We start from the raw sequence: 19,257 nt of genomic DNA, 5'->3' as shown, positions 1-19,257 counted from the left end.
TCAGTGTCCTTCCTTGCCATGGGCTTCCTGGTCCTTGGTGGCCTTGTCCTTGAACAGGCTGCTGACCACCACGTAGAACATGGGAATCCAGAAGATCGCCAGTATCGTGGCGGTGAGCATGCCGCCGATCACGCCGGTACCCACGGCGTGCTGACTGCCGGAGCTCGCGCCCGAGGAGATCGCCAGGGGCACCACGCCCAGGATGAAGGCCATGGAGGTCATGATGATGGGCCGCAGACGCATGCGCGAGGCTTCCACCGCCGCATCGACGATGTTCTTGCCGCCCTCGTGCAGCTCCTTGGCGAATTCCACGATCAGGATGGCGTTCTTCGCCGCCAGACCGATGGTCGTCAACAGACCGACCTGGAAGAAGACGTCGTTGGCCAGGCCACGGAAGTAGGTGGCCAGCAAGGCCCCCACCACCCCCAGCGGCACCACCAGGATGACCGCGATCGGGATCGACCAGCTCTCGTACAGCGCCGCGAGGCAAAGGAACACCACCAGCAGCGACAGGGCGTAGAGGGCCGGCGCCTGGGAGCCCGACAGCCGCTCCTCGTAGGACAGACCGGTCCAGGCGATACCCACGCCCTGCGGCAGGTCCTTGGCCATGCGCTCGATCTCGGCCATGGCGTCACCGGTGCTGTAGCCGGGCGCCGCGGAACCGAGGATCTCCAGCGAGGAGATGCCGTTGTAGCGCTCCAGCTTGGGCGAGCCGTAGATCCACTCGCCGCGGGCGAAGGCCGACACTGGCACCATCTCGCCCGCGCTGTTGCGCACGTACCACTTGTTGAAGTCCTCGGGATTCATCCGCGCGCTGGCTTCGCCCTGCAGGTAGACCTTCTTCACCCGACCGCGGTCGATGAAGTCGTTGACGTAGCTGGACGCCCAGCCGATGGACAGCGTCTGGTTGACGTCGCTCTGCGACAGCCCCAGGGCGCGCACCTTCTCGTCGTCGACGATGAGCTTGAATTGCGGCTCGTCGTTGAGGCCGTTGGGACGGGTCTGCATCAGTTTGGGATTCTGCGCGGCCATGCCGAGCAGTTGGTTGCGCGCGGCCATGAGCGCCTCGTGGCCGATGCCGCCCTGGTCCTGCAGATAGAAGTCGAAGCCGGTGGCGTTACCCAGCTCCAGCACCGCCGGCGGCACGATGGCGTAGACGATGGCGTCCTTGATGCCCGACAGGTAGCCCATGGCCCGACCGGCCACGGCACTGGCCCCATCCTTGGCGTCCGGACGCTCTTCCCAGGGCTTGAGCTGGATGAACGCCAGGCCCGAGCTCTGGCCGCGACCGGCGAAGTTGAAGCCGTTGACGGTGAACATCGAGCTGACCGCGCTCGAGTCGTTCTTCATCATCATCTCGCGCATGGTGTCGAGCACCTTCTGCGTCCGCTCGGCACTGGAGCCCGGCGGCGTGGTGACCTGGGCGAAGATCACGCCCTGGTCCTCTTCCGGCAGGAAGGACGACTGGATGCGGGTGAACAGGAACACCATGACGCCGACGATCAGCAGGTACAGCAGCAGGAAGGGCACCTTGTGGCGGATCACCGCGGCCACGCTGCGCTCGTAGCGGTGCTGACCGCTCTCGAACTTGCGGTTGAACCAGCCGAAGAAACCGCGCTTCTCGTGGTGCCCCTGCTTGACCGGCTTGAGCAGGGTGGCGCACAGCGCCGGGGTCAGGATCAGGGCCACCAGCACCGAGAGCACCATCGAGGAAACGATGGTGATGGAGAACTGGCGATAGATCACCCCGGTGGAGCCGCCAAAGAAGGCCATGGGCACGAACACCGCCGACAGCACCATGGCGATACCGACCAGGGCGCCCTGGATTTGACCCATGGACTTGCGCGTCGCCTCCTTGGGCGAGAGCCCCTCCTCGGCCATCACCCGCTCGACGTTTTCCACCACCACGATGGCATCGTCCACCAGCAGGCCGATGGCGAGCACCATGCCGAACATGGTCAGGATGTTGATGGTGAAACCGGCCGCCAAGAGCACCGCGAAGGTGCCCAGCAGGACCACGGGTACGGCGATGGTGGGGATCAGGGTGGCCCGGAAGTTCTGCAGGAACAGGAACATCACCAGGAACACCAGCAGGATCGCCTCGCCCAGGGTCTTGACCACCTCGTGGATGGAAGCGGTCACCACCGGGGTGGTGTCATAGGGATAGACCACTTCCATGCCCGGCGGCATGAACGGCTTGAGCCGTTCGATGGTGGCGCGGACCGCCTTGGCGGTATCCAGGGCGTTGGCCCCGGTGGCCAGACGCAGGGCCATGCCGGAGGCCGGCTTGCCGTCGAACTGAGCGTCGATGGAATAGTTCTCGCCCCCCAGCTCCACCCGTGCCACGTCGCGCAGGCGCACCTGGGCGCCGCTCTGATCGACCTTGAGGAAGATCTTGCCGAATTCCTCGACGCTGGTCAGGCGGGTCTTGCCGATGATGGTGGCGTTGAGCTGTTGCCCCGGCACCGCCGGCAGACCGCCGAGCTGACCGGAGGCGATCTGCACGTTCTGGCTCTGAATGGCGCTGCTGACGTCGACCGGCGTCAGCTGGTACTTCACCAGCTTCTGCGGATCGAGCCAGATGCGCATGGCGTACTGGGCACCGAACACCTGGAAGTCACCCACACCGCTGGTCCGCGCGATGGGATCACGCATGTTGGAAACGATGTAGTTGGACAGGTCTTCCTTGGTCAGGGAGCCGTCCATGGAGACCAGGCCCACCACCATCATGAAGTTGCGCTGGTACTTGGCCACGCGCATGCCCTGCTGCTGCACTTCCTGCGGCAGCAGCGGCGTCGCCAGCTGCAGCTTGTTCTGCACCTGGACCTGGGCGATGTCGGAGTTGGTGCCCTGGTTGAAGGTCACGATGATGGTCATGCTGCCATCGGAGTTGGACTCCGAGGAGATGTACCTGAGGTTGTCGATCCCGTTCATCTGCTGCTCGATGACCTGGACCACGGTGTCCTGCACCGTCTGCGCCGAGGCGCCCGGGTAGCTCACCTGGATCGAGACCGCCGGGGCGGCGATGTTCGGGTACTGGTTGATCGGCAGATTGAGGATCGACAGGATACCGGCGAGCATGATCACCAGGGCGATCACCCAGGCGAAGATGGGCCGGTCGATGAAGAACTTGGACATCGGGCGCTCCCCTTACTGAGCCTGACCCGCCGGCTTCTGCTCGGCGGAGGCGATGTTGCTCGCCGGCTTGGTGGTGACGGTGGCGCCCGGCTTGATCTTCTGCAGGCCCTCGGTGATGACCTTGTCACCCGCCTTCAGGCCGTCGGTGACCAGCCAGTCGGAGCCCACGGTACGCTCGGTCTTGAGGATTCGCTGCTCGACCTTGCCTTCGCCGTTGACCACCATGGCGGTGGGCTGGCCCTTGATGTCGCGGGTCACGCCCTGTTGCGGCACCAGCAGGGCATTCTGGCGAACGCCGGACTGCAGCTGGGCACGCACGAACATGCCGGGCAGCAGCAGCTTGTCGGGGTTGGGGAATTCGGCACGGATGGTCACCGAGCCGGTGCCCTGATCCACCGAGACCTCGGCGAACTTGAGCTTGCCGGGACGGCTGTAGGCGCTGCCGTCTTCCAGCATCAGCTTGACCTCGGCGGCGTTCTCGCCCTGCACGCGCTGCAGCTGACCGCTGTCCAGTTCACGGCGCAGGCGCAGCAGGTCGGTGGCGGACTGGGTCACGTCGACATAGATGGGATCGAGCTGGGTGATGCTAGTCAGGGCGGTGGTCTGGTCGGCGGTGACCAGGGCGCCTTCGGTCATCATCGAGCGACCGATGCGGCCGGAAATCGGCGCGGCGACCTTGGTGTAGGCCAGGTTGATCTCGGCGTTGCGCAGGGCGGCTCTCGCCGATTCCACCTGGGCTTCGTTCTGCCGCTGCATGGACAGGGCGTCGTCGGCTTCCTGCTTGCTGATCGCCTGCTCCTTGACCAGGGCGCCATAGCGCTGGGCCTTGAGCCGGTTGGAGGCCAGGGTCGCCTGGGCCTGGGCCAGCGAGGCCTTGGCCGAGTTGACGTTGGCTTCGTAGGTGCGCGGATCGATCTGATAGAGCTGGGTGCCGGCCTTCACGTCGGCGCCCTCGGTGAAGTAGCGCTTGAGCAGGATGCCGCTGACCTGGGGACGGACCTCGGCGATGCGGAAGGCCGAGGTGCGCCCGGGCAGTTCGTCGGTGAGGGTCACGGTGCGGGGTTGCATCGTCACCACCCCGACCTCCGCGGGCTTCTGCTGCTGTTGCTGCTGCTGGTCCTTGTTGTCCTGCTTGCCGCAGGCGCCCAGGGCCAGGGCCACGGCCAGCAGGGCGGGGGCGAAAAAGGCATGCGCCGGCTTGATCTGCATATCAAAAGTCCTTGAAAGCGGGGAAATGAGCATGCGCAGCGCGCCTTGTGGATCCGCACCGGCTCGAGCATAGGAATTATTATCAGACAAATATACTTACGTTCACGACTGTTTGTAAATAACCCAAGCGCCATGCTCGGGTATCTCGCCGGCGGCTCCGGCGCCTCGTGAAAACGGCTATTCCTAAGACATCAGGCCCAGACGACCGACCTCGGTAGCAGACCATCAGGCTGAAGGCGAGTTCTGCCGGGGGATTCCTCTGGCGCCCGCCTCGTCGCCAAAAACGACCAGGCATAAAAATGCCGGACGAATCCGGCATCTTTGGTTACAACCTGAGGGCGTCCCGTTACTGGCGCACGCCTTCGAAGGACAGCATGAATTCCACTTCCTGGGACTTCGGACCGAGGTCCTTCTGGATGTTGAAATCCTTGAGCTTGAGGGTGGTGGTGCCCTCGAAGCCGGCGCGGTAGCCGCCCCACGGATCCTTGCCCTCGCCCATGAAGTGGGCCTTGATGGTGACCGGCTTGGTCACGCCGTTCAGGGTCAGGTTGCCGGTGACGTCGGCGGTGCCGTCGCCGGTGGGGGTGACCTTGGTGGATTCGAAGCTGGCCTGGGGATGGGCGGCGACGTTGAGGAAGTCGGCGCTGCGCAGGTGCTTGTCACGCTCGGCGTGGTTGGTGTCGACGCTGTCGGTGTTGATGGTCACCTTGATCTTGTCGGCGGACGGATCCTTGGCATCGAAGCTGAAGTTGCCGTCGAAGTCCTTGAAGGTGCCGTACAGCCAGCTGTAGCCCAGGTGCTGGATGCGGAACTGGATGAAGGCGTGCTGGCCCTGCTTGTCGATCTTGTAATCGGCGGCCATGGCCTGGCCGGCGCCCAGCAGAGCGGTACCCAGGGCCAGGGCGGCAACGGTTTTCTTCAGCATTGGATGGAGCTCCATGTGGTGGTGGGAAGCGAACATCAGGAAGGGGTATGGACCCGGCCGAGCATGCGCACCAGGGTGCCGTCGCGATCGACGAAATGGTGCTTGAGCGCGGCCAGCACGTGCAGGCCGGCCAGGACGATCAGCGTCCAGGCGAACCAGAGGTGGATCTTGCCGGCGGTATCGGCCTGGTCCGGCAAGCCGCTCAGGGTCGCCGGCACCTTGAACCAGCCGAAGACATCGATGGCCACACCATCGGCGGTGGAGATCAGATAGCCGGCTACCATGACGCTGAACATCAAGGCATAGAGCAGGAAGTGCCCGGCCCCGGCGGCGCGGCGCACCAGGGGGCTGCCCTCCACCGGCGGCGGCGGACTGACCAGGCGCCAGAGCAGGCGCAGCACCAGGGCGATCAGCAGGAGGATGCCGGCGCTCTTATGCAGTTCGGGGGCGGTGTGGTACCAGGTGTCGTAGTAGTCCAGGGTGCGCATCCACAGGCCGGAGGCGAACATGGCGACGATCGCCAGGGCCATGACCCAATGCAGAACCAGACTTACCAGACCGTAGCGAAGGCCATCGTTGCGCCAGTGCATCGCTTTTCTCTCCTGAAAAAGCTTTGCCTAAGCCTAGCCGCAAACGTATCGATGGAAAGCGGAAAAAGTGTCGAATCAATATCGAAGGAATCGATGGATCGGACGGCGCATGGAGGCCCCGTCCGCTGCGGCCGGGAGGCTCCGCAGGGGCAGCCTCCCGGCGCGGGTCTGGATCAGAACGACCAGTGGAACAGCTTCCAGAAGAAGCCGTGCTCGCCACTGTCCTTGGCCGGCGCGGCGTCGGCGGGCTTGGGCGCGGCAGCCGGCTGAGCCGGGGCCTTGGCGCTGGCGACGACCGGCACCACGGCCTTGCCGGCCTTGAGGTCGCGGACCTGGCCGGCGGCGCGCTGACCGCTGGCCAGGGCCCCTTCCAGGGTGCCCGGATGCAGCGGATCGGTGTGCTCGCCAGCAAAGATCACCCGGCCGGTGGGCTTTTCCCACAGCCGCCAGTAGCGGGTGATCTGGCCCGGACCATAGGCCAGGTAGGCACCGCCCACGCCCGGATCGCGGCTGTAGCGACGGACTTCGTAGCCGGAGAAGGCACCGCGCGCCTTGGGATAGAGGGCGTGGAAGCGGATCAGCACCTGATCGACCATCTGCTTGTCGCCGAAGGCCTGCACCAGGCGCGCGCTGTCGCCGGCCAGGTTGACCAGCACATTGGCGCCGCCCTTGACGTCCGGTTCCACCCACAGCATGCCCAGACCCTGGTCGCTGTAGATCTCGCCGCTCATGCGCGACTTGCTGTCCCACACCGGGGTCTTGAACTTGAGCAGGATCTGGTCGCGCCAGCCATAGGTGGTGCCCTTGATGGCGGCCTGCTGGGTGGCGTCCAGCGCCGGGGTCATCTGCACCTGACCAAGGGCGCGCAGCGGCACCGCCATCACCACGTAGTCGGCCTTGTAGCCATTGGCGCCGGCCTTGACCGTCACGCCGCTCGGATCCTGGACGATGCTCGACACCTTGCTGTCGGTCTTGATCGTCTTGATCTGCTTGACGAAGGCCTGGGCCAGGACGTCGCTGCCGCCGGGCAGGCGCGAGGCGCGCAGGTCCTTGTCCTCGACGCCGCGATAGACGCGGGTCTGCTGGGCCAGATAGAGCAGCGACAGCCGCGAGGGCTCGTCATAGCGCACGCGGATGCGCTGGTTGATCAGCTGGCGGGCCACCGGCGGCAGATTCTGCTTGTCCAGCCAGGTGGCGGCGTTGATCTGGTCGAGGGCGTGCAGGGTCGGGGTGGCGGTCGGCTGCAGCGGATCGCTGATGGCGGCGGCCAGGTCGTCCAGGGACTTGTCGACGCGCTTCAGGGCATCGGCCACGGCCGGCATCTTCTGCACCAGGTCGTCCTGGGAATAGTACTGGCCGTCGATCAGATAGCCCGGGGTGCGCACGAAGGACGGCGCGTCCACGGTCTTGAGTTTGAAGGTGTCCAGGTAGTGGTTGAGCACCGGCTGGGCCTTGGTGTCGCCGATCCATTCGCTGGAGGCGAGACCGGAGCGACCGCCGACGCGCGCGCCGGCTTCCAGCAGGGTCACGTTCCAGCCGGCCTGCTGCAGTTCATAGGCCGAGGCCAGACCGGCCATGCCGGCACCGACCACGATCACCGAGGGACCACTGGGCGCGACGGGCGCCGCGGCAGCCTTTTCCGGCGCCTTGTGCGACTCTTTATGGGCCTTCTCGGCAGCGCCTGCGCTCAGGCTGGTAGCGAATACGCCGGCTGCCAAGCAGACGGTAAAACCTGTCCAACGCGACGACATCTTTTCTAGACTCCTGGGACCGGGAAACGGCGGTGGCGCAGCATACGCCAGCGGCCCCGGGGCAACCAGACGGCGCCACGACCGGCAATCGGCCCGCGCCTTGCTCCCGTCGCGCGCCCTGGCTTAGGCTTGCGCCCCCTTTTTATCGCCGGGCCCGTCGCCAGGAGACCGCCAATGACCAATCACGACTGGATGCGCCGTGACCTGGAGGTGCTCTGGCACCCCTGCACCCAGATGAAGGATCACGAGCAGCTGCCGGTGATCCCGATCCGCCGCGGCGAGGGCGTCTGGCTGGAAGACTTCGACGGCAAGCGCTACCTGGACGCCGTCAGTTCCTGGTGGGTCAATGCTTTCGGCCACGCCAATCCGCGCATCAACGACCGCATCAAGGCCCAGGTCGACCAGCTGGAGCACGTCATCCTCGCCGGCTTCAGTCACCAGCCGGTGATCGAGCTGTCCGAGCGCCTGGTCGCCCTGACCCCGGCCGGTCTCGACCGGGTGTTCTATGCCGACAACGGCTCCTCGTGCATCGAGGTGGCCCTGAAGATGAGCTACCACTACTGGCGCAACGTGGGCCAGCCGGACAAGCGCCGCTTCGTCACCCTGACCAACAGCTACCATGGCGAGACGGTGGCGGCCATGTCGGTGGGCGACGTGGCGCTGTTCACCGAGACCTACCAGGGCCTGTTGCTGGACACCCTCAAGGTGCCGAGCCCCGATTGCTACCTGCGCCCCGAAGGCATGGACTGGGAAGAGCATTCGCGGCAGATGTTCGTGCACATGGAGCGCACCCTGGCCGAGCACCACGCCAGCGTCGCCGCGGTCATCGTCGAGCCGCTGATCCAGGGCGCCACCGGCATGCGCATGTACCACCCGGTCTATCTGCGCCTCCTGCGCGAGGCCTGCGATCGCTATGGCGTGCACCTGATCCATGACGAGATCGCCGTGGGCTTCGGTCGCACCGGGACGATGTTCGCCTGCGAACAGGCCGGTATCCGTCCGGATTTCCTCTGCCTGTCCAAGGCCCTGACCGGCGGCTACCTGCCGCTGGCCGCCTGCCTGACCACCGATGCGGTCTACCAGGCCTTCTACGACGACTACCACACCCTGCGCGCCTTCCTGCATTCCCACAGCTACACCGGCAATCCGCTGGCCTGCGCCGCCGCCCTGGCGACCCTGGACATCTTCGCCCAGGACGACGTCATCGAAGCCAACAAGCCCCTGGCCCGGCGCATGGCCGAGGCCACCGCGCACCTGGCCGAGCATCCCCAGGTCGGCGAGGTGCGCCAGACTGGCATGGCCCTGGCCATCGAGATGACCGCCGACAAGGCCCGCCGCACGCCCTACCCCTGGCAGGAGCGCCGCGGCCTGGCCGTCTACCAGCACGCCCTCTCTCGCGGTGCCCTGTTGCGGCCGCTGGGCAACGTGGTCTACTTCCTGCCGCCCTATGTGATCACCCCCGAGCAGATCGACTTCCTCGCCGAGGTGGCGAGCGAAGGCATCGACCTCGCCACCCGCACCTCGGTCAGCGTCGCCCTGAGCGACCTGCACCCCAACCACCGCGATCCCGGCTGATCTGGAGTCCGCCATGCGTCTCACCCGCTGCCACCTCGACCTGCCCCTGGCCCTCGGCCGTCTCGACCTGCCCGAGGCCCAGGCCCACTACCTGGGCCGCGTGCTGCGCCTGGCGCCGGGGGATGCCGTGCAACTGTTCGACGGCAGCGGCCGCGAATACCTCGGCCAGGTCGCCGAGGTGGGCAAGAAGACCCTCAGCGTCGAGCTCACCGAGGAACTGCCCGGCCAACCCGATTCGCCATTGCGGATCCACCTCGGCCAGGGCCTGTCCCGCGGCGAGCGCATGGACTGGGCGATCCAGAAGGCCACCGAGCTGGGGGTGGCCGAGATCACCCCACTGGTCAGCGAACGCTGTGAGGTGCGCCTCAAGGAGGAACGCGCCGACAAGCGCCTGCAGCACTGGCGCCAGGTCGCCATCAGCGCCTGCGAACAGTGCGGTCGCTCCACGGTGCCGCTGATCCATCCACCGCAGTTGCTGGCCGACTGGCAGGCCGGGCTGGACGCCGATCTCAAGCTGGTCCTGCACCCGGTGGCCGAGCCCCTGGAAAGCCATGCCCGCCCCACTCGCCTGGCCCTGCTGATCGGGCCGGAAGGCGGCCTGAGCGAGACCGAAGTCACGGCCGCCCGCGCCGCCGGTTTCCAGCCGGCCCGCCTGGGGCCGCGGGTGCTGCGCACCGAGACCGCGCCGGTGGTGGCCCTGAGCGTGGCCCAGCAACTCTGGGGTGATTTCCAGACCCCCTGACCTGCCCCCGGACCGCTGCCCCGCGGCGGTCCGTCCCTTTCCCCACGGATAGTTTTGGAGCCCCGGATGACCCTGCCCTCTCGCCCCTACGCCGCCTTCCTGTTCGACATGGACGGCACCCTGCTCACCAGCGTGGCCTCCGCCGAACGCGCCTGGAGCACCTGGGCTCTCGGCCATGGCCTCGATCCGGCGGACGTCCTCGCCGTGATGCACGGGGTGCGGGCGGTGGAGACGGTCAAGCGCTTCGCCCCGGCGGGCGCGGACATCGACGCCGAGACCCGCGCCATCACCGAACTGGAGATCGCCGATGTCGCCGATATCCAGGAAATCCCCGGCGCCGCGGCCTTTCTCGCCAGCCTGCCGGCCGGCAGCTGGGCGCTGGTCACCTCGGCTTCGCGCCGGCTGGCCGAAGTGCGGCTCGCCGCGGCCGGCATGGCCCTGCCGCCGGTGATGATCTGCGCCGAAGACGTCACCCAGGGCAAGCCCGCGCCGGACTGCTTCCTGGCGGGTGCGCGCAAGCTGGGGGTGGCGATCGGCGACTGCCTGGTGTTCGAGGATGCCCACGCCGGCTTTGCCGCGGCCAAGGCCGCCGGCGCCGATGCGGTGGCCATCACCGCGACCCATCGCCAGCCGCTGGACCTGGGGCTGCCGACCCTGGCCGACTACCGCGGCGTCGGCATCAGCCGTGATGAAGACGGCGCCCTGCGCCTGATCCGCAAGGACTAGAAGACGCCGGCGGCGGCGAGGCGCTCTTCCACCCCGATCAGATCGGGAATGCGCGCCGTGCCGCCTTCGTAGGCCACGGCGCCCAGTTCCAGGGCGGCCAGGGGTACCTCGGCGGCGACCAGCTCGGGGGTGATGCGCAACGAGCGCGGAATGCTGCGGATCAGCAGGGCCAGGAAGCGCACCCGCTCACGCCCGCCCAGGGCGTTGAGGATGGCCACCCGCGCATGGCGATCGCCATCGAATTGCGCGGCGCTGCCACTGGACAGCGCCTCGAAACTGATCAGCGGCAGACGCAGGTCGCGCCAGGCCACCTGGCCCAGGCACCAGTCGGGCTGCACCGGCAGTGGCCGGATCTCGCGACAGGGCACCAGCTCGGCCACCGCCGCGTTGGGCAGCAGCAGGGTGCGATCGGCCAGGGTCAGCAGCAGACCGGTCAGGTGTTCGGCGGGCGCGGCGGTCGACATGGGAGATTCCTTCAGCTTTGCTGCTCGGCCAGGCGCGCCACCAGGGCTTCGGCCAGGCCGCGGGGATCGGCGGTAAGGGTCGCGAGACCCGATTCGCGCAGGCTTTCCGGCATGCTCGGGGCGATGCAGGTGCTCGCCGACTGGGTCCAGAGCGTGCCACCGCGCCGCCGCACATAGGGCGCCGAGGCGGTGCCGTCGTTGCCCATGCCGCTGAACACGATGACCCCGCAGCGGGCGCCGAAGTGCTGCGCCAGGTTGAGCATCATCTGGCTGATCGACGGCGTATGGGGCTCGGGCCAGGCGCGCTCGACGATGTCCAGGGCGCCGTTGGCCCGGAAGGTCAGTTCCTGCTGGGTCGGCACCACCACCACCTCGCCACAGCGCACCGGCTCACCCGGGCGCACGCCCTGGATGTGCCACTGACTGTGCCGGCCGACCGCGCGCAGCAGGTTGGCGGCAAAGCCGTCACCGATGTGCTGCGCATAGAGGAAACCGACCGGCAGACCGCCCGGCAAGGCGTCGAGAAAGGCCTTCACCGCCGCCGGACCGCCCAGGGAGGCCGCCAGCAACCAGACCTCGGGAGCCGGATCGCCGGCGGGCAGCGGCAGGTTGGCCAGGGGTTCCGGCAGGGTCAGGCGCGGCGGTCGCGGCTGGTCCTGCAACAGGGTCTCCAGGGCCGGACCGACCGCCGCCACCGGATCGCCGATCAGCCGCTTGAGCTTGCCGATCAGGCGCTTCTCCCACTGGGTGAAGGGGTCGGTGAAGCGCTCCGGCGCCTGGCCTTCGCCGAACAGGATGGGCACCTCGGCCCCCTCCAGCAGCGCGTCCACCAGCGGTGATTCCTCGGTCTGGCTCAGGTCGATCAGCCACAGGTCGGTCGCGACTGTGGGCCAGGCCGCTTCGTCGAAGCGCTCCGGATCGCTGTTGAGGACGACGTGATAGCCATTGTCGGCCAGCACCTGCTGCAGTACGTGACGCTGCAGCGGACTGTCGGCCAGGATGGCGACGCGGGCGGTGTGCATCTCAGTCATGTTCCCTGACCAACCGATGGATGTGGGCCAGGAGTTCGCTCTCCTGGTAGGGCTTGCCCAGGTATTCGTTCACGCCCAGGCTCAGCGCCCGCTCGCGGTGTTTTTCCCCGGTACGGGAGGTGATCATCACGATCGGCAGGTCCTTGAGGCGCGCATCGTGGCGGACCAGGGTCGCCACCTCGAAGCCGTCCATGCGCGGCATCTCGATGTCCAGCAGCAGGATGTCCGGCTGCCGCTCCTGCAACTGGGCGATGGCGTCCACCCCGTCCTTGGCGGTGAAGACCTCCATGCCGTGGCGTTCCAGCAGGCGGCTGGTGACCTTGCGCACCGTGACCGAATCGTCGACCACCATGACCAGCGCCGGTCGGGTGACCTCGGCCACAGTGGCCGGACCCTGCGCCAGCCGCGCCAGCTCTTCGCCACTGGCGCGCTGACTGCGGATCATCGCCAGCAGGTCGAGAATCACCACCACGCGCCCGTCCCCCAGCAGGGTGGCACCAGACAGACCCGGCACCCCGGCGAATTGCGGACCCAGGCTCTTCACCACGATCTCCCGCGAGCCGGCCACCGCATCCACCTGCACCGCCACCGCGTATTCGGCGGCGCGCACCAGCACTACCGGCAGCGGCAGACTCTGGCCGCTCAGCTTGGGCTGCTGGCCGTTGCCAAGCAGGTGCCCCAAATAGCGCAGGTCATAGTGCTGGCCGCCGTATTCGAAGGTGCCCGCCCCCGGACGGTAATAGCGTTCGAGATCGGCCGCGGTCACCCGCACGATGCCTTCGATGGTGTTGAGCGGCACGGCATAGAGGTCGTCGCCGGCATGCACCATGAGCGCGCGGTTCACCGACACGGTGAACGGCAGGCGAATGGTGAAGCGCGTCCCCTCGCCCGCCACGCTGTGGATGTCCATGTTGCCGCCGAGCTGCTTCACCTCCTGGTGCACCACGTCCATGCCCACGCCCCGCCCGGAGATCTGGGTGACGGTCGGCGCGGTGGAGAAGCCCGATTCGAGGATGAATTGCAGCAGCTCCTCATCGGCGAGCTGCGCGTCTTCCGCCATCAGGCCGCGCTCGATGGCCTTGCGGCGTACCGCGGCCAGGTCGATGCCACGGCCGTCGTCGGCCAGGGTCAGAATGATGTCGCCACCTTCGCGGCGCAGATCCAGGCTGATCACGCCTTCGGCCGGCTTGCCGGCGCGCTGGCGTCCGGCGGCGTCCTCGACGCCGTGGTCGATGGCGTTGCGCAGCATGTGCTCCAGCGGCGGAATGATCCGCTCGAGCACCGTGCGGTCCAGCTCGCCTTCGGCGTTGCCTACCCTGAGCTCGATCGGCTTGTCCAGTTCGGCGCTGACCTGGCGTACCACCCGGTGCAGTCGCGGCACCATGCGCTCGAAAGGCACCATGCGCGTCTGCATGAGGCTTTCCTGCAGCTCGGTGTTGACCCGCGCCTGTTGCAGCAGCAGGGTCTCGGCATCGCGATTGCGCTGGCCCAGGGTGTTCTTCAGATCCAGGAGGTCGGACGCCGACTCGAACAGGGCGCGGGACAGCTGCTGCAGCTGGGAATAGCGATCCAGCTCCAGGGGGTCGAAATCCTCGTAGCCGGCGCGATCCACGTCTTCGTGGTGACGACTGATGATCTGCGCCTGGGTCTCGGTATCCAGCCGGCGCAGCTGATCGCGCACCCGCTCGATGGTGGCTTCCATCTCGCCTAGGGTGGTGCCGATGTCGCTGACCTGCTGTTCGACGCGACCGCGGAAGATCGAGGTCTCGCCGGCCAGGTTGACCAGCTGCTCCAGCAGCGCGGCCGGTACCCGCACCAGCTCCTGGGACGAACGCCGCTGCGCCGCCTGCTGGCGGACCTGCTGCAGGCGTTGCACGAAGGGCAGTGGCGCCACTGGGGCCGCGGGTGTCTCGGCCGCGACCATGACGGGGGCCGCCGCGCTGTCTTGCTCAGGCAGGGCAACAGGCAGGCCCTCGACGGCGGGCTCGACGTCAGGGTCGGCAGGCGCTTCCTCCTCGGCGACGTCCGCGACCGGTGGCTGCTCAGCCTCGCGCACGACGTCCGGTTCGGCCTCGGGCGTCTCGACCGGCTCGGCCGCCGCATTCGCCTGGGCGGCGGCCGGCAGCGACAGCTGGGCGACCGCCAGTTGCAGCCCGTCGACGCCCTGGGTCGCCAGGGCGCGTACCCGTTCACGGTCGCCCTCGCTCAGCCCCACGGCGAGCGAGCGCAATTCCGCCAGTTGCTGTTCCAGTTCATGGGCCTGCTCGCCCAGGCCGTGCAGACCGGCCAGGCGCGCGCCACCCTTGAGGGTATGCAGGCAGCGCAGCAATTCGTCCACCGCCACATCTGGCGCGGCCGACCAGTCCGCCAGGGCCTCGTCCATGCTGACCAGCAGGTCCTGGGCTTCCTCGATGAAGATCTCGAGGATTTCCGCATCGGTGTCGGCATCGAAGACCGGTGCCGCCACCACGGCCGCGGCGGTCACGCCGGTCGCCAGTGGCTCGCCGCGGTAGTCGCGCAAGGCCGCGATGAGATCGGCGGCCGGGACCGGGGTCTCGCCCCGGGCCAGGGCTTCGAGTTGCTCGTGCAGGCGGTCATGGCAGCGCTGCAGCAGGTCGCCCAGGTCCGCGCCGGGCTTGATCCGTCCGCGCGCCAGTCCTTCGTAGAAGGCCTCCAGGGCATGGGCGAGATCGCCGATGGCATCCACCTCGGCCAGCCGCGCACCGCCCTTGAGGGTGTGCAGGTCGCGCAGCAGGGATTCCAGTTCGAGACTGTTGTGCGGCTCGGCTTCCCAGGCGCGCAGCGAGGTCGCCATGCTGTCGAGCAGGTCGCGACTCTCTTCGATGTAGATGGCCAGCAACTCGGCGTCGGGACCTTCCGCCGCCGCCGGCGCGGCCGCCATGGGCACCGGCTCCAGGAGCGCGGACTCGGCGTCCGCCGGATGGTCCGCGAGCGATTCGCCGAGCGCGGGCTCGCCCGGGGCCGATCCGCTGTCGTCCAGCGCCGGCAGGTCATCGAGATGACCGCTACGAATCCGCTGCAGGCGCTCGACCTGGTCGGCATGCTCGCTGACCGGCTCCCCCGCCGCCAGCTCTTCGAGTTGCGCCGCCAGGCAGCCATGGGCATCGCGCAGGGGCTGGGCCAGTTCGGCACCGCCGGCGAGACGGCCGTCGAGCAGGCCTTCGTAGATGGCGTCCAGCTCCGTGGCCAGGTGCGCGACCGGCGCCACCCCGGCGAGGTGGGCGCCGCCCTTGAGGGTATGCAGATCGCGCTGCAGGGTGCCGAGGTGGAAGCGCTGCTGCGGCTCCACCAGCCAGCGTTTCAGCGCCCGGTCGGCGCTGTCCAGCAGATCCTGGGCCTCTTCAAGGAAGATCAGCTGCATTTCCGGATCGACGGGCTCGGCAGCCTCGGGCTCGACCGCCACCGGCTCGCTGTCCGCTACCAGCGGCTGCGGCTCTTGCGGCTCTTGCGGCTCTTGCGGCTCTTCCGGCAGCTCGAGGTCAGGCTCGGCTTCGGCTTCGGCTTCGGCTTCGGCTTCGGCTTCGGCTTCGGCTTCGGCGGGTAGTTCGACGTCCAGCGCCAGCTCAGGTGCCACCGGCGTGGCCGTTGCCGGATCGAAGAGCTCTTCGGGTTCGGGCTCGGCCAGCAGGCTGGTGTCCGCCATGGGCAACCCGGCGAGAATGCCGGCCAGCAGGCCACGCAGGCCCTGGATACGTTCCTCGCTGGGCGTCGCCCGCATGCCACCGGCCAGCTGATTGAGCATGCTGATCAGGGCTTCCTGGGCCTCTTCCGCCTCGCGGAAGAAGGCCGCATCGGCGGGCAGCGAACCGCTCGCCGCGGCGGCATAGACCACCTGCAGGGCTTCGGCCAGTTGCTCGACATCGGCCAACCCGACCCGGGCGGCCCCGTCGGCAAAGGTGTTCAGGCGTTCGGCCAGCAGATCCGGGCAGGCAGCCAGATCACCATCGGTGCGCCAGGCATGCAGGCGCTCGTCGGCTTCCAGCAGCAGATCCATGGCCGGCATCAGGAAATCGGTCAGGCGCAGGACGTCACGCTGCTCTGGCAGCGGCGCCGCGGGGATCGGCAGCTGGGGATTCAGCTCCTCCAGCAGCCCTTCGCAGCGCGCGATAACTTCCGCCGCACCCGCCAGCGGGGTCGCCAGCGACCCTTCGTCGAGTTCGGCCAGTCGCTGCTCCAGCAACTCGGCGCCCTGGGCGAGCAAGCCGCACTCGGGTTCGGCGAAGGCGACATGGGCGAGCTTGTATTCCTTGGCCAGCCGCTCCAGCGCCGACGCCAGTTCGGCCATCGGCGAACTGCCCGCCATATGGGCACTGCCCTTGAGGGTGTGCAGGGCGCGCAGGAGATTGTCGGAGACCGGCTGGGCACTGCCGGCGTCGGCCGACTCGAGGAAACGGCGCACGGTTTCCAAGTGCGCCTGGGCTTCGGTGCGGAAGATATCCAGCAGCTGGGTATCGGCCTCGGCGGCGGCAGGTGCAGGAATCGCGGATTCGACGAGTTCTGCCACGGGCAACGCAGCTGCCGCGGACGGGGCCGCGCTACCGGCCGGCGCTCGCTCGGGCAGGGCTTCGTTGCGGGCCAGCGCGTGGGCCGCGTGGGCCAGCCAGTCGACGTCGTCACGTTGCCGTTGACGATCCTCGGCGTATTCCGCGACCAGCTCCGGCAGCAGCGCGCAGGTCTGCTCGACCACCGTCTGCACGGCAGCGCTGTGCGCGACGCTGTGATCCAGCCGGCGATTGAACAGATTCTCCAGCGCCCAGGCCAGTTCGCCGATGACCAGCGCCTGGACCATGCGGCCACTGCCCTTGAGGGTGTGGAAGTTGCGCCGCAATTCACTCAGCGCGGTGCGCTGCTCGGGCTCGGCCTGCCAGGTCGGCAGCCAGCGCTCCAGTTCGGCCTGGACCTCGCCGGCCTCTTCGATAAAGACCTCGCGCAGCTCCTCCTCGACCGGCTCGGCATCGGCCGCGGGCGGCAGCAGTGCCTGCGGCACCTGCGCCGCCGGAGGATTGATGGGGTTGACCGGCGTCGCCAGCACCTCGGCGATCGCCTCGGCATCGGGGGTCGGCGGCGGCAGGCTGTCCAGCTCGATGCCGGCCAGCAACTCCTCGGGCTCTGCACCCTCCGGCTCGGCCTCGGCCTGCGGCGCTTCATCGGTCACCGCGGCCGCGTCCTGCTCGTCCGCCTGGGGCGCGGAGGTCGGAGATTCCTGCGCTGCGGCAGGCTCGAATTCGACCAGGAATTCTTCGTCGGCGTCCGCAGGCTCCTCGACCGGCAGGGCGGTAGGTTCCAGCGCCTCTTCAGCCACCGGCTCCGCCGGCGATGGCAATTCTTCGGGCAGCTCCTGAGCCGGCGGCTCGACCTCGCCGGAGGCCAGGGGCGCGACCGCCTCGCCTTCGCCGACCGCCCTGGGCGGATAGCCGAGGGCGATGAGGCTTTCGTCGGCGATGTCGAGAATCATGTCGTGGGGCGTGGACGGGTCTTCCGCCAGGCGCTCCAGGTAGTACTCGACGCTGGTGATGGCGTCGGCCAGGGTGTCCAGACTCTGCCAGTCGGGCACGGCCTGCTTGCCCAGCAGCTGCTGGCAGATGTAGTCGTTGGCCGCCTGGACCTGGGCCGCGGCCCGTTCCAGCGGAATCATCGCCAGGCCGCCACGGACCTGGGTCAGCAGCAGGGGCACCGACTCCAGGTGGACATGATTCCACTGGGAGGCGATGAACTCGATGATGGCGTCCTTGGATTGCTCCAGGCCGTTGCGCGCCTCGCGGACCACCACCCGATGCAGCTGATCGATGTCGGTGGTGGGCAGCCGGCTCTCCTCGGCATCGCCGACCTCGTTGCCACTGACCATGCCGGCCAGGGTGGCTTCGACATAGAGCAGTGCCCCGGCGATATCCATCAGGGCGGCGTCGCTGGCCTCGCGCACGCCCTCGGCCAGTTCGGCCACGGCTTCGTGCTGTTCCAGCACCACCTTGCGCGGCTGCCCGAAGCCCAGCACCGCCAGGGTATCGGCGATCTGCTTGAGCGGCGCCAGGAGGCCGCGCAGGCTGGCAGGCTGCTGGCGATCGCTGCGCACGAAAAGGTCCAGGCTGTCCTTGATCTGTACCAGCTCTTCGCACAGCGCGGTCACCACCGAGCGCATGGCTTCGCGATCCGGGCCGACGATGCGCGAACGCTCGAAGCCCACCAGCTCGGCATCCGGCAGGGCCTCGTCGAGACGATAGTGCGCCTTGAGCGCGGCGATGCGCGGACTCTGCACCGGCGCCTTGGCCAGGTAGAACAGCAGATTCTTCAGCAGATCGGCCGGCGCCGGCTGGTTGAGGGTGGTCACCCCATCGCTGATGAGGCGCTTGAGTTCACGATCCAGTTGCCGGAGCAGACCGCGGATCGAGCTGCTGTTGTCCAGCTCGCCGGCCTGCAACAGCTCGGTCAGACCCGCCGCCACCGGCCAGAGTGCGCCAAAGGGCGAGCCGGCGCAGAGCTGATCCAGCCGCTCGAAGACCCGCAGCAGATAATCCAGGTGCAACTGGACGTCGCGGTCGCGGAACAGTCCGACCTGGGCGCCCTGCAGCGCCTGGCGCAGCTTGCGCAGGCGTGGCAGCCAGTCCGGCGCCGCGCGGTCTGCCAGTTCGGCATCGCTCAGCGACAGCGGCGTGGCGGACAGATCCGGCGAGAACAGGCTGGTTTCCGAGAGCAGCTTTTCCCCGCGCGCCGAGCGCAGGTCGTTGAGCAGCGGCAGGATGGCCAGGGGCAGATCGCGGCGGGCCTCGAGCACCCGGTCCAGATAGGGCGGCACCTGCAGGATGGCCTGCATCAGGACTTCCAGCGCCTCGTCCGAGCTGTTCACCCGCTCTTCGTGAAGGGCCTGCAGCAGCAGCTCCATCTCTTCGGCGAGCAGCGCGGCGCCATAGAACTCCACCATCTGCAGCGTGCCGTAGACCTGGTGCACATAGGTCCGGCAGAAACCCAGGCGGCTACGGTCGTGCGGGTTGTCGACGAACGCCTCGAGCGCCTTGCGGGCCTGCTGCAAGGTTTCGGCGATCTCTCCCTTGACCCACTCGAGGGCTACGTAGTCGTGTCGATCGATCATC

Annotated in this window: 11 protein-coding genes; 3 read left to right on the top strand and 8 right to left on the bottom strand. The window is 67.9% G+C overall.

Going from position 1 to position 19,257, the window contains the following annotated elements:
- The 5 genes from DBY63_RS15475 to DBY63_RS15455 all read right to left on the bottom strand — a co-directional run bounded on the left by DBY63_RS15475 (position 1) and on the right by DBY63_RS15455 (position 7,613).
- Positions 1-3,138, bottom strand: coding sequence for an efflux RND transporter permease subunit (locus tag DBY63_RS15475; RefSeq protein WP_027598429.1), 3,138 nt, complete (start codon positions 3,136-3,138; stop codon positions 1-3).
- Positions 3,139-3,150: 12 nt separating this feature from the next.
- Entirely contained in the window at positions 3,151-4,347 is a 1,197-nt protein-coding gene (locus DBY63_RS15470) for an efflux RND transporter periplasmic adaptor subunit (RefSeq protein WP_027598428.1), read from the bottom strand.
- A gap of 346 nt (positions 4,348-4,693) precedes the next feature.
- Positions 4,694-5,272 carry a YceI family protein gene (locus DBY63_RS15465; RefSeq protein ID WP_007161692.1) on the bottom strand — a complete coding sequence of 193 codons (579 nt, stop codon included), beginning with the start codon at positions 5,270-5,272 and terminating at the stop codon, positions 4,694-4,696.
- A 35-nt stretch (positions 5,273-5,307) separates the two neighbouring features.
- On the bottom strand, positions 5,308-5,862 hold the full coding sequence (locus tag DBY63_RS15460) for a cytochrome b (RefSeq protein ID WP_108582383.1): 555 nt from the start codon (positions 5,860-5,862) through the stop codon (positions 5,308-5,310).
- Positions 5,863-6,035: 173 nt separating this feature from the next.
- Positions 6,036-7,613 carry a flavin monoamine oxidase family protein gene (locus tag DBY63_RS15455; protein WP_108582382.1) on the bottom strand — a complete coding sequence of 526 codons (1,578 nt, stop codon included), beginning with the start codon at positions 7,611-7,613 and terminating at the stop codon, positions 6,036-6,038.
- Positions 7,614-7,787: 174 nt separating this feature from the next.
- On the opposite strand from DBY63_RS15455, the gene DBY63_RS15450 reads away from it, so the two are divergent.
- From DBY63_RS15450 to DBY63_RS15440, 3 genes are all read left to right on the top strand, one after another.
- Complete coding sequence (locus tag DBY63_RS15450) at positions 7,788-9,188, top strand: adenosylmethionine--8-amino-7-oxononanoate transaminase (protein ID WP_108582381.1); 1,401 nt, start codon at positions 7,788-7,790, stop codon at positions 9,186-9,188.
- A 13-nt stretch (positions 9,189-9,201) separates the two neighbouring features.
- Positions 9,202-9,930: a 16S rRNA (uracil(1498)-N(3))-methyltransferase gene (locus DBY63_RS15445; protein WP_108582380.1), complete on the top strand. Its 729-nt coding sequence runs from the start codon at positions 9,202-9,204 to the stop codon at positions 9,928-9,930.
- Positions 9,931-9,996: 66 nt separating this feature from the next.
- Complete coding sequence (locus tag DBY63_RS15440) at positions 9,997-10,656, top strand: HAD-IA family hydrolase (protein ID WP_027602939.1); 660 nt, start codon at positions 9,997-9,999, stop codon at positions 10,654-10,656.
- Here DBY63_RS15440 and DBY63_RS15435 read toward each other — a convergent pair.
- Genes DBY63_RS15435 through DBY63_RS15425 form a run of 3 tightly spaced genes read right to left on the bottom strand, consistent with a single transcriptional unit; the run spans position 10,653 to position 19,256 of the window.
- Positions 10,653-11,120: a chemotaxis protein CheW gene (locus DBY63_RS15435; RefSeq protein WP_007161686.1), complete on the bottom strand. Its 468-nt coding sequence runs from the start codon at positions 11,118-11,120 to the stop codon at positions 10,653-10,655. The genes DBY63_RS15440 and DBY63_RS15435 overlap by 4 nt on opposite strands.
- Before the next feature lie 11 nt (positions 11,121-11,131).
- Complete coding sequence (locus DBY63_RS15430) at positions 11,132-12,151, bottom strand: chemotaxis protein CheB (RefSeq protein ID WP_027602937.1); 1,020 nt, start codon at positions 12,149-12,151, stop codon at positions 11,132-11,134.
- Complete coding sequence (locus DBY63_RS15425; protein WP_108582378.1) at positions 12,144-19,256, bottom strand: Hpt domain-containing protein; 7,113 nt, start codon at positions 19,254-19,256, stop codon at positions 12,144-12,146. Before DBY63_RS15425 ends, DBY63_RS15430 begins: the two co-directional genes overlap by 8 nt.
- Position 19,257 lies beyond the last annotated feature (1 nt).

It is taken from the genome of Pseudomonas sp. RIT411 (assembly GCF_003057735.2).
In the GTDB taxonomy this organism is placed as follows: domain Bacteria; phylum Pseudomonadota; class Gammaproteobacteria; order Pseudomonadales; family Pseudomonadaceae; genus Chryseomonas; species Chryseomonas oryzihabitans.
The sequence above is the reverse complement of the archived record's forward strand: the minus strand, read 5'-3'. Positions and strand labels throughout refer to the sequence as shown.

Bases quoted from the DNA above. Each gene is read 5' to 3' on its own strand.
- DBY63_RS15475 (WP_027598429.1), bottom strand. From the start codon at position 3,138: ATGTCCAAGTTCTTCATCGACCGGCCCATCTTCGCCTGGGTGATCGCC.
- DBY63_RS15470 (WP_027598428.1), bottom strand. From the start codon at position 4,347: ATGCAGATCAAGCCGGCGCATGCCTTTTTCGCCCCCGCCCTGCTGGCC.
- DBY63_RS15465 (WP_007161692.1), bottom strand. From the start codon at position 5,272: ATGCTGAAGAAAACCGTTGCCGCCCTGGCCCTGGGTACCGCTCTGCTG.
- DBY63_RS15460 (WP_108582383.1), bottom strand. From the start codon at position 5,862: ATGCACTGGCGCAACGATGGCCTTCGCTACGGTCTGGTAAGTCTGGTT.
- DBY63_RS15455 (WP_108582382.1), bottom strand. From the start codon at position 7,613: ATGTCGTCGCGTTGGACAGGTTTTACCGTCTGCTTGGCAGCCGGCGTA.
- DBY63_RS15450 (WP_108582381.1), top strand. From the start codon at position 7,788: ATGACCAATCACGACTGGATGCGCCGTGACCTGGAGGTGCTCTGGCAC.
- DBY63_RS15445 (WP_108582380.1), top strand. From the start codon at position 9,202: ATGCGTCTCACCCGCTGCCACCTCGACCTGCCCCTGGCCCTCGGCCGT.
- DBY63_RS15440 (WP_027602939.1), top strand. From the start codon at position 9,997: ATGACCCTGCCCTCTCGCCCCTACGCCGCCTTCCTGTTCGACATGGAC.
- DBY63_RS15435 (WP_007161686.1), bottom strand. From the start codon at position 11,120: ATGTCGACCGCCGCGCCCGCCGAACACCTGACCGGTCTGCTGCTGACC.
- DBY63_RS15430 (WP_027602937.1), bottom strand. From the start codon at position 12,151: ATGACTGAGATGCACACCGCCCGCGTCGCCATCCTGGCCGACAGTCCG.
- DBY63_RS15425 (WP_108582378.1), bottom strand. From the start codon at position 19,256: ATGATCGATCGACACGACTACGTAGCCCTCGAGTGGGTCAAGGGAGAG.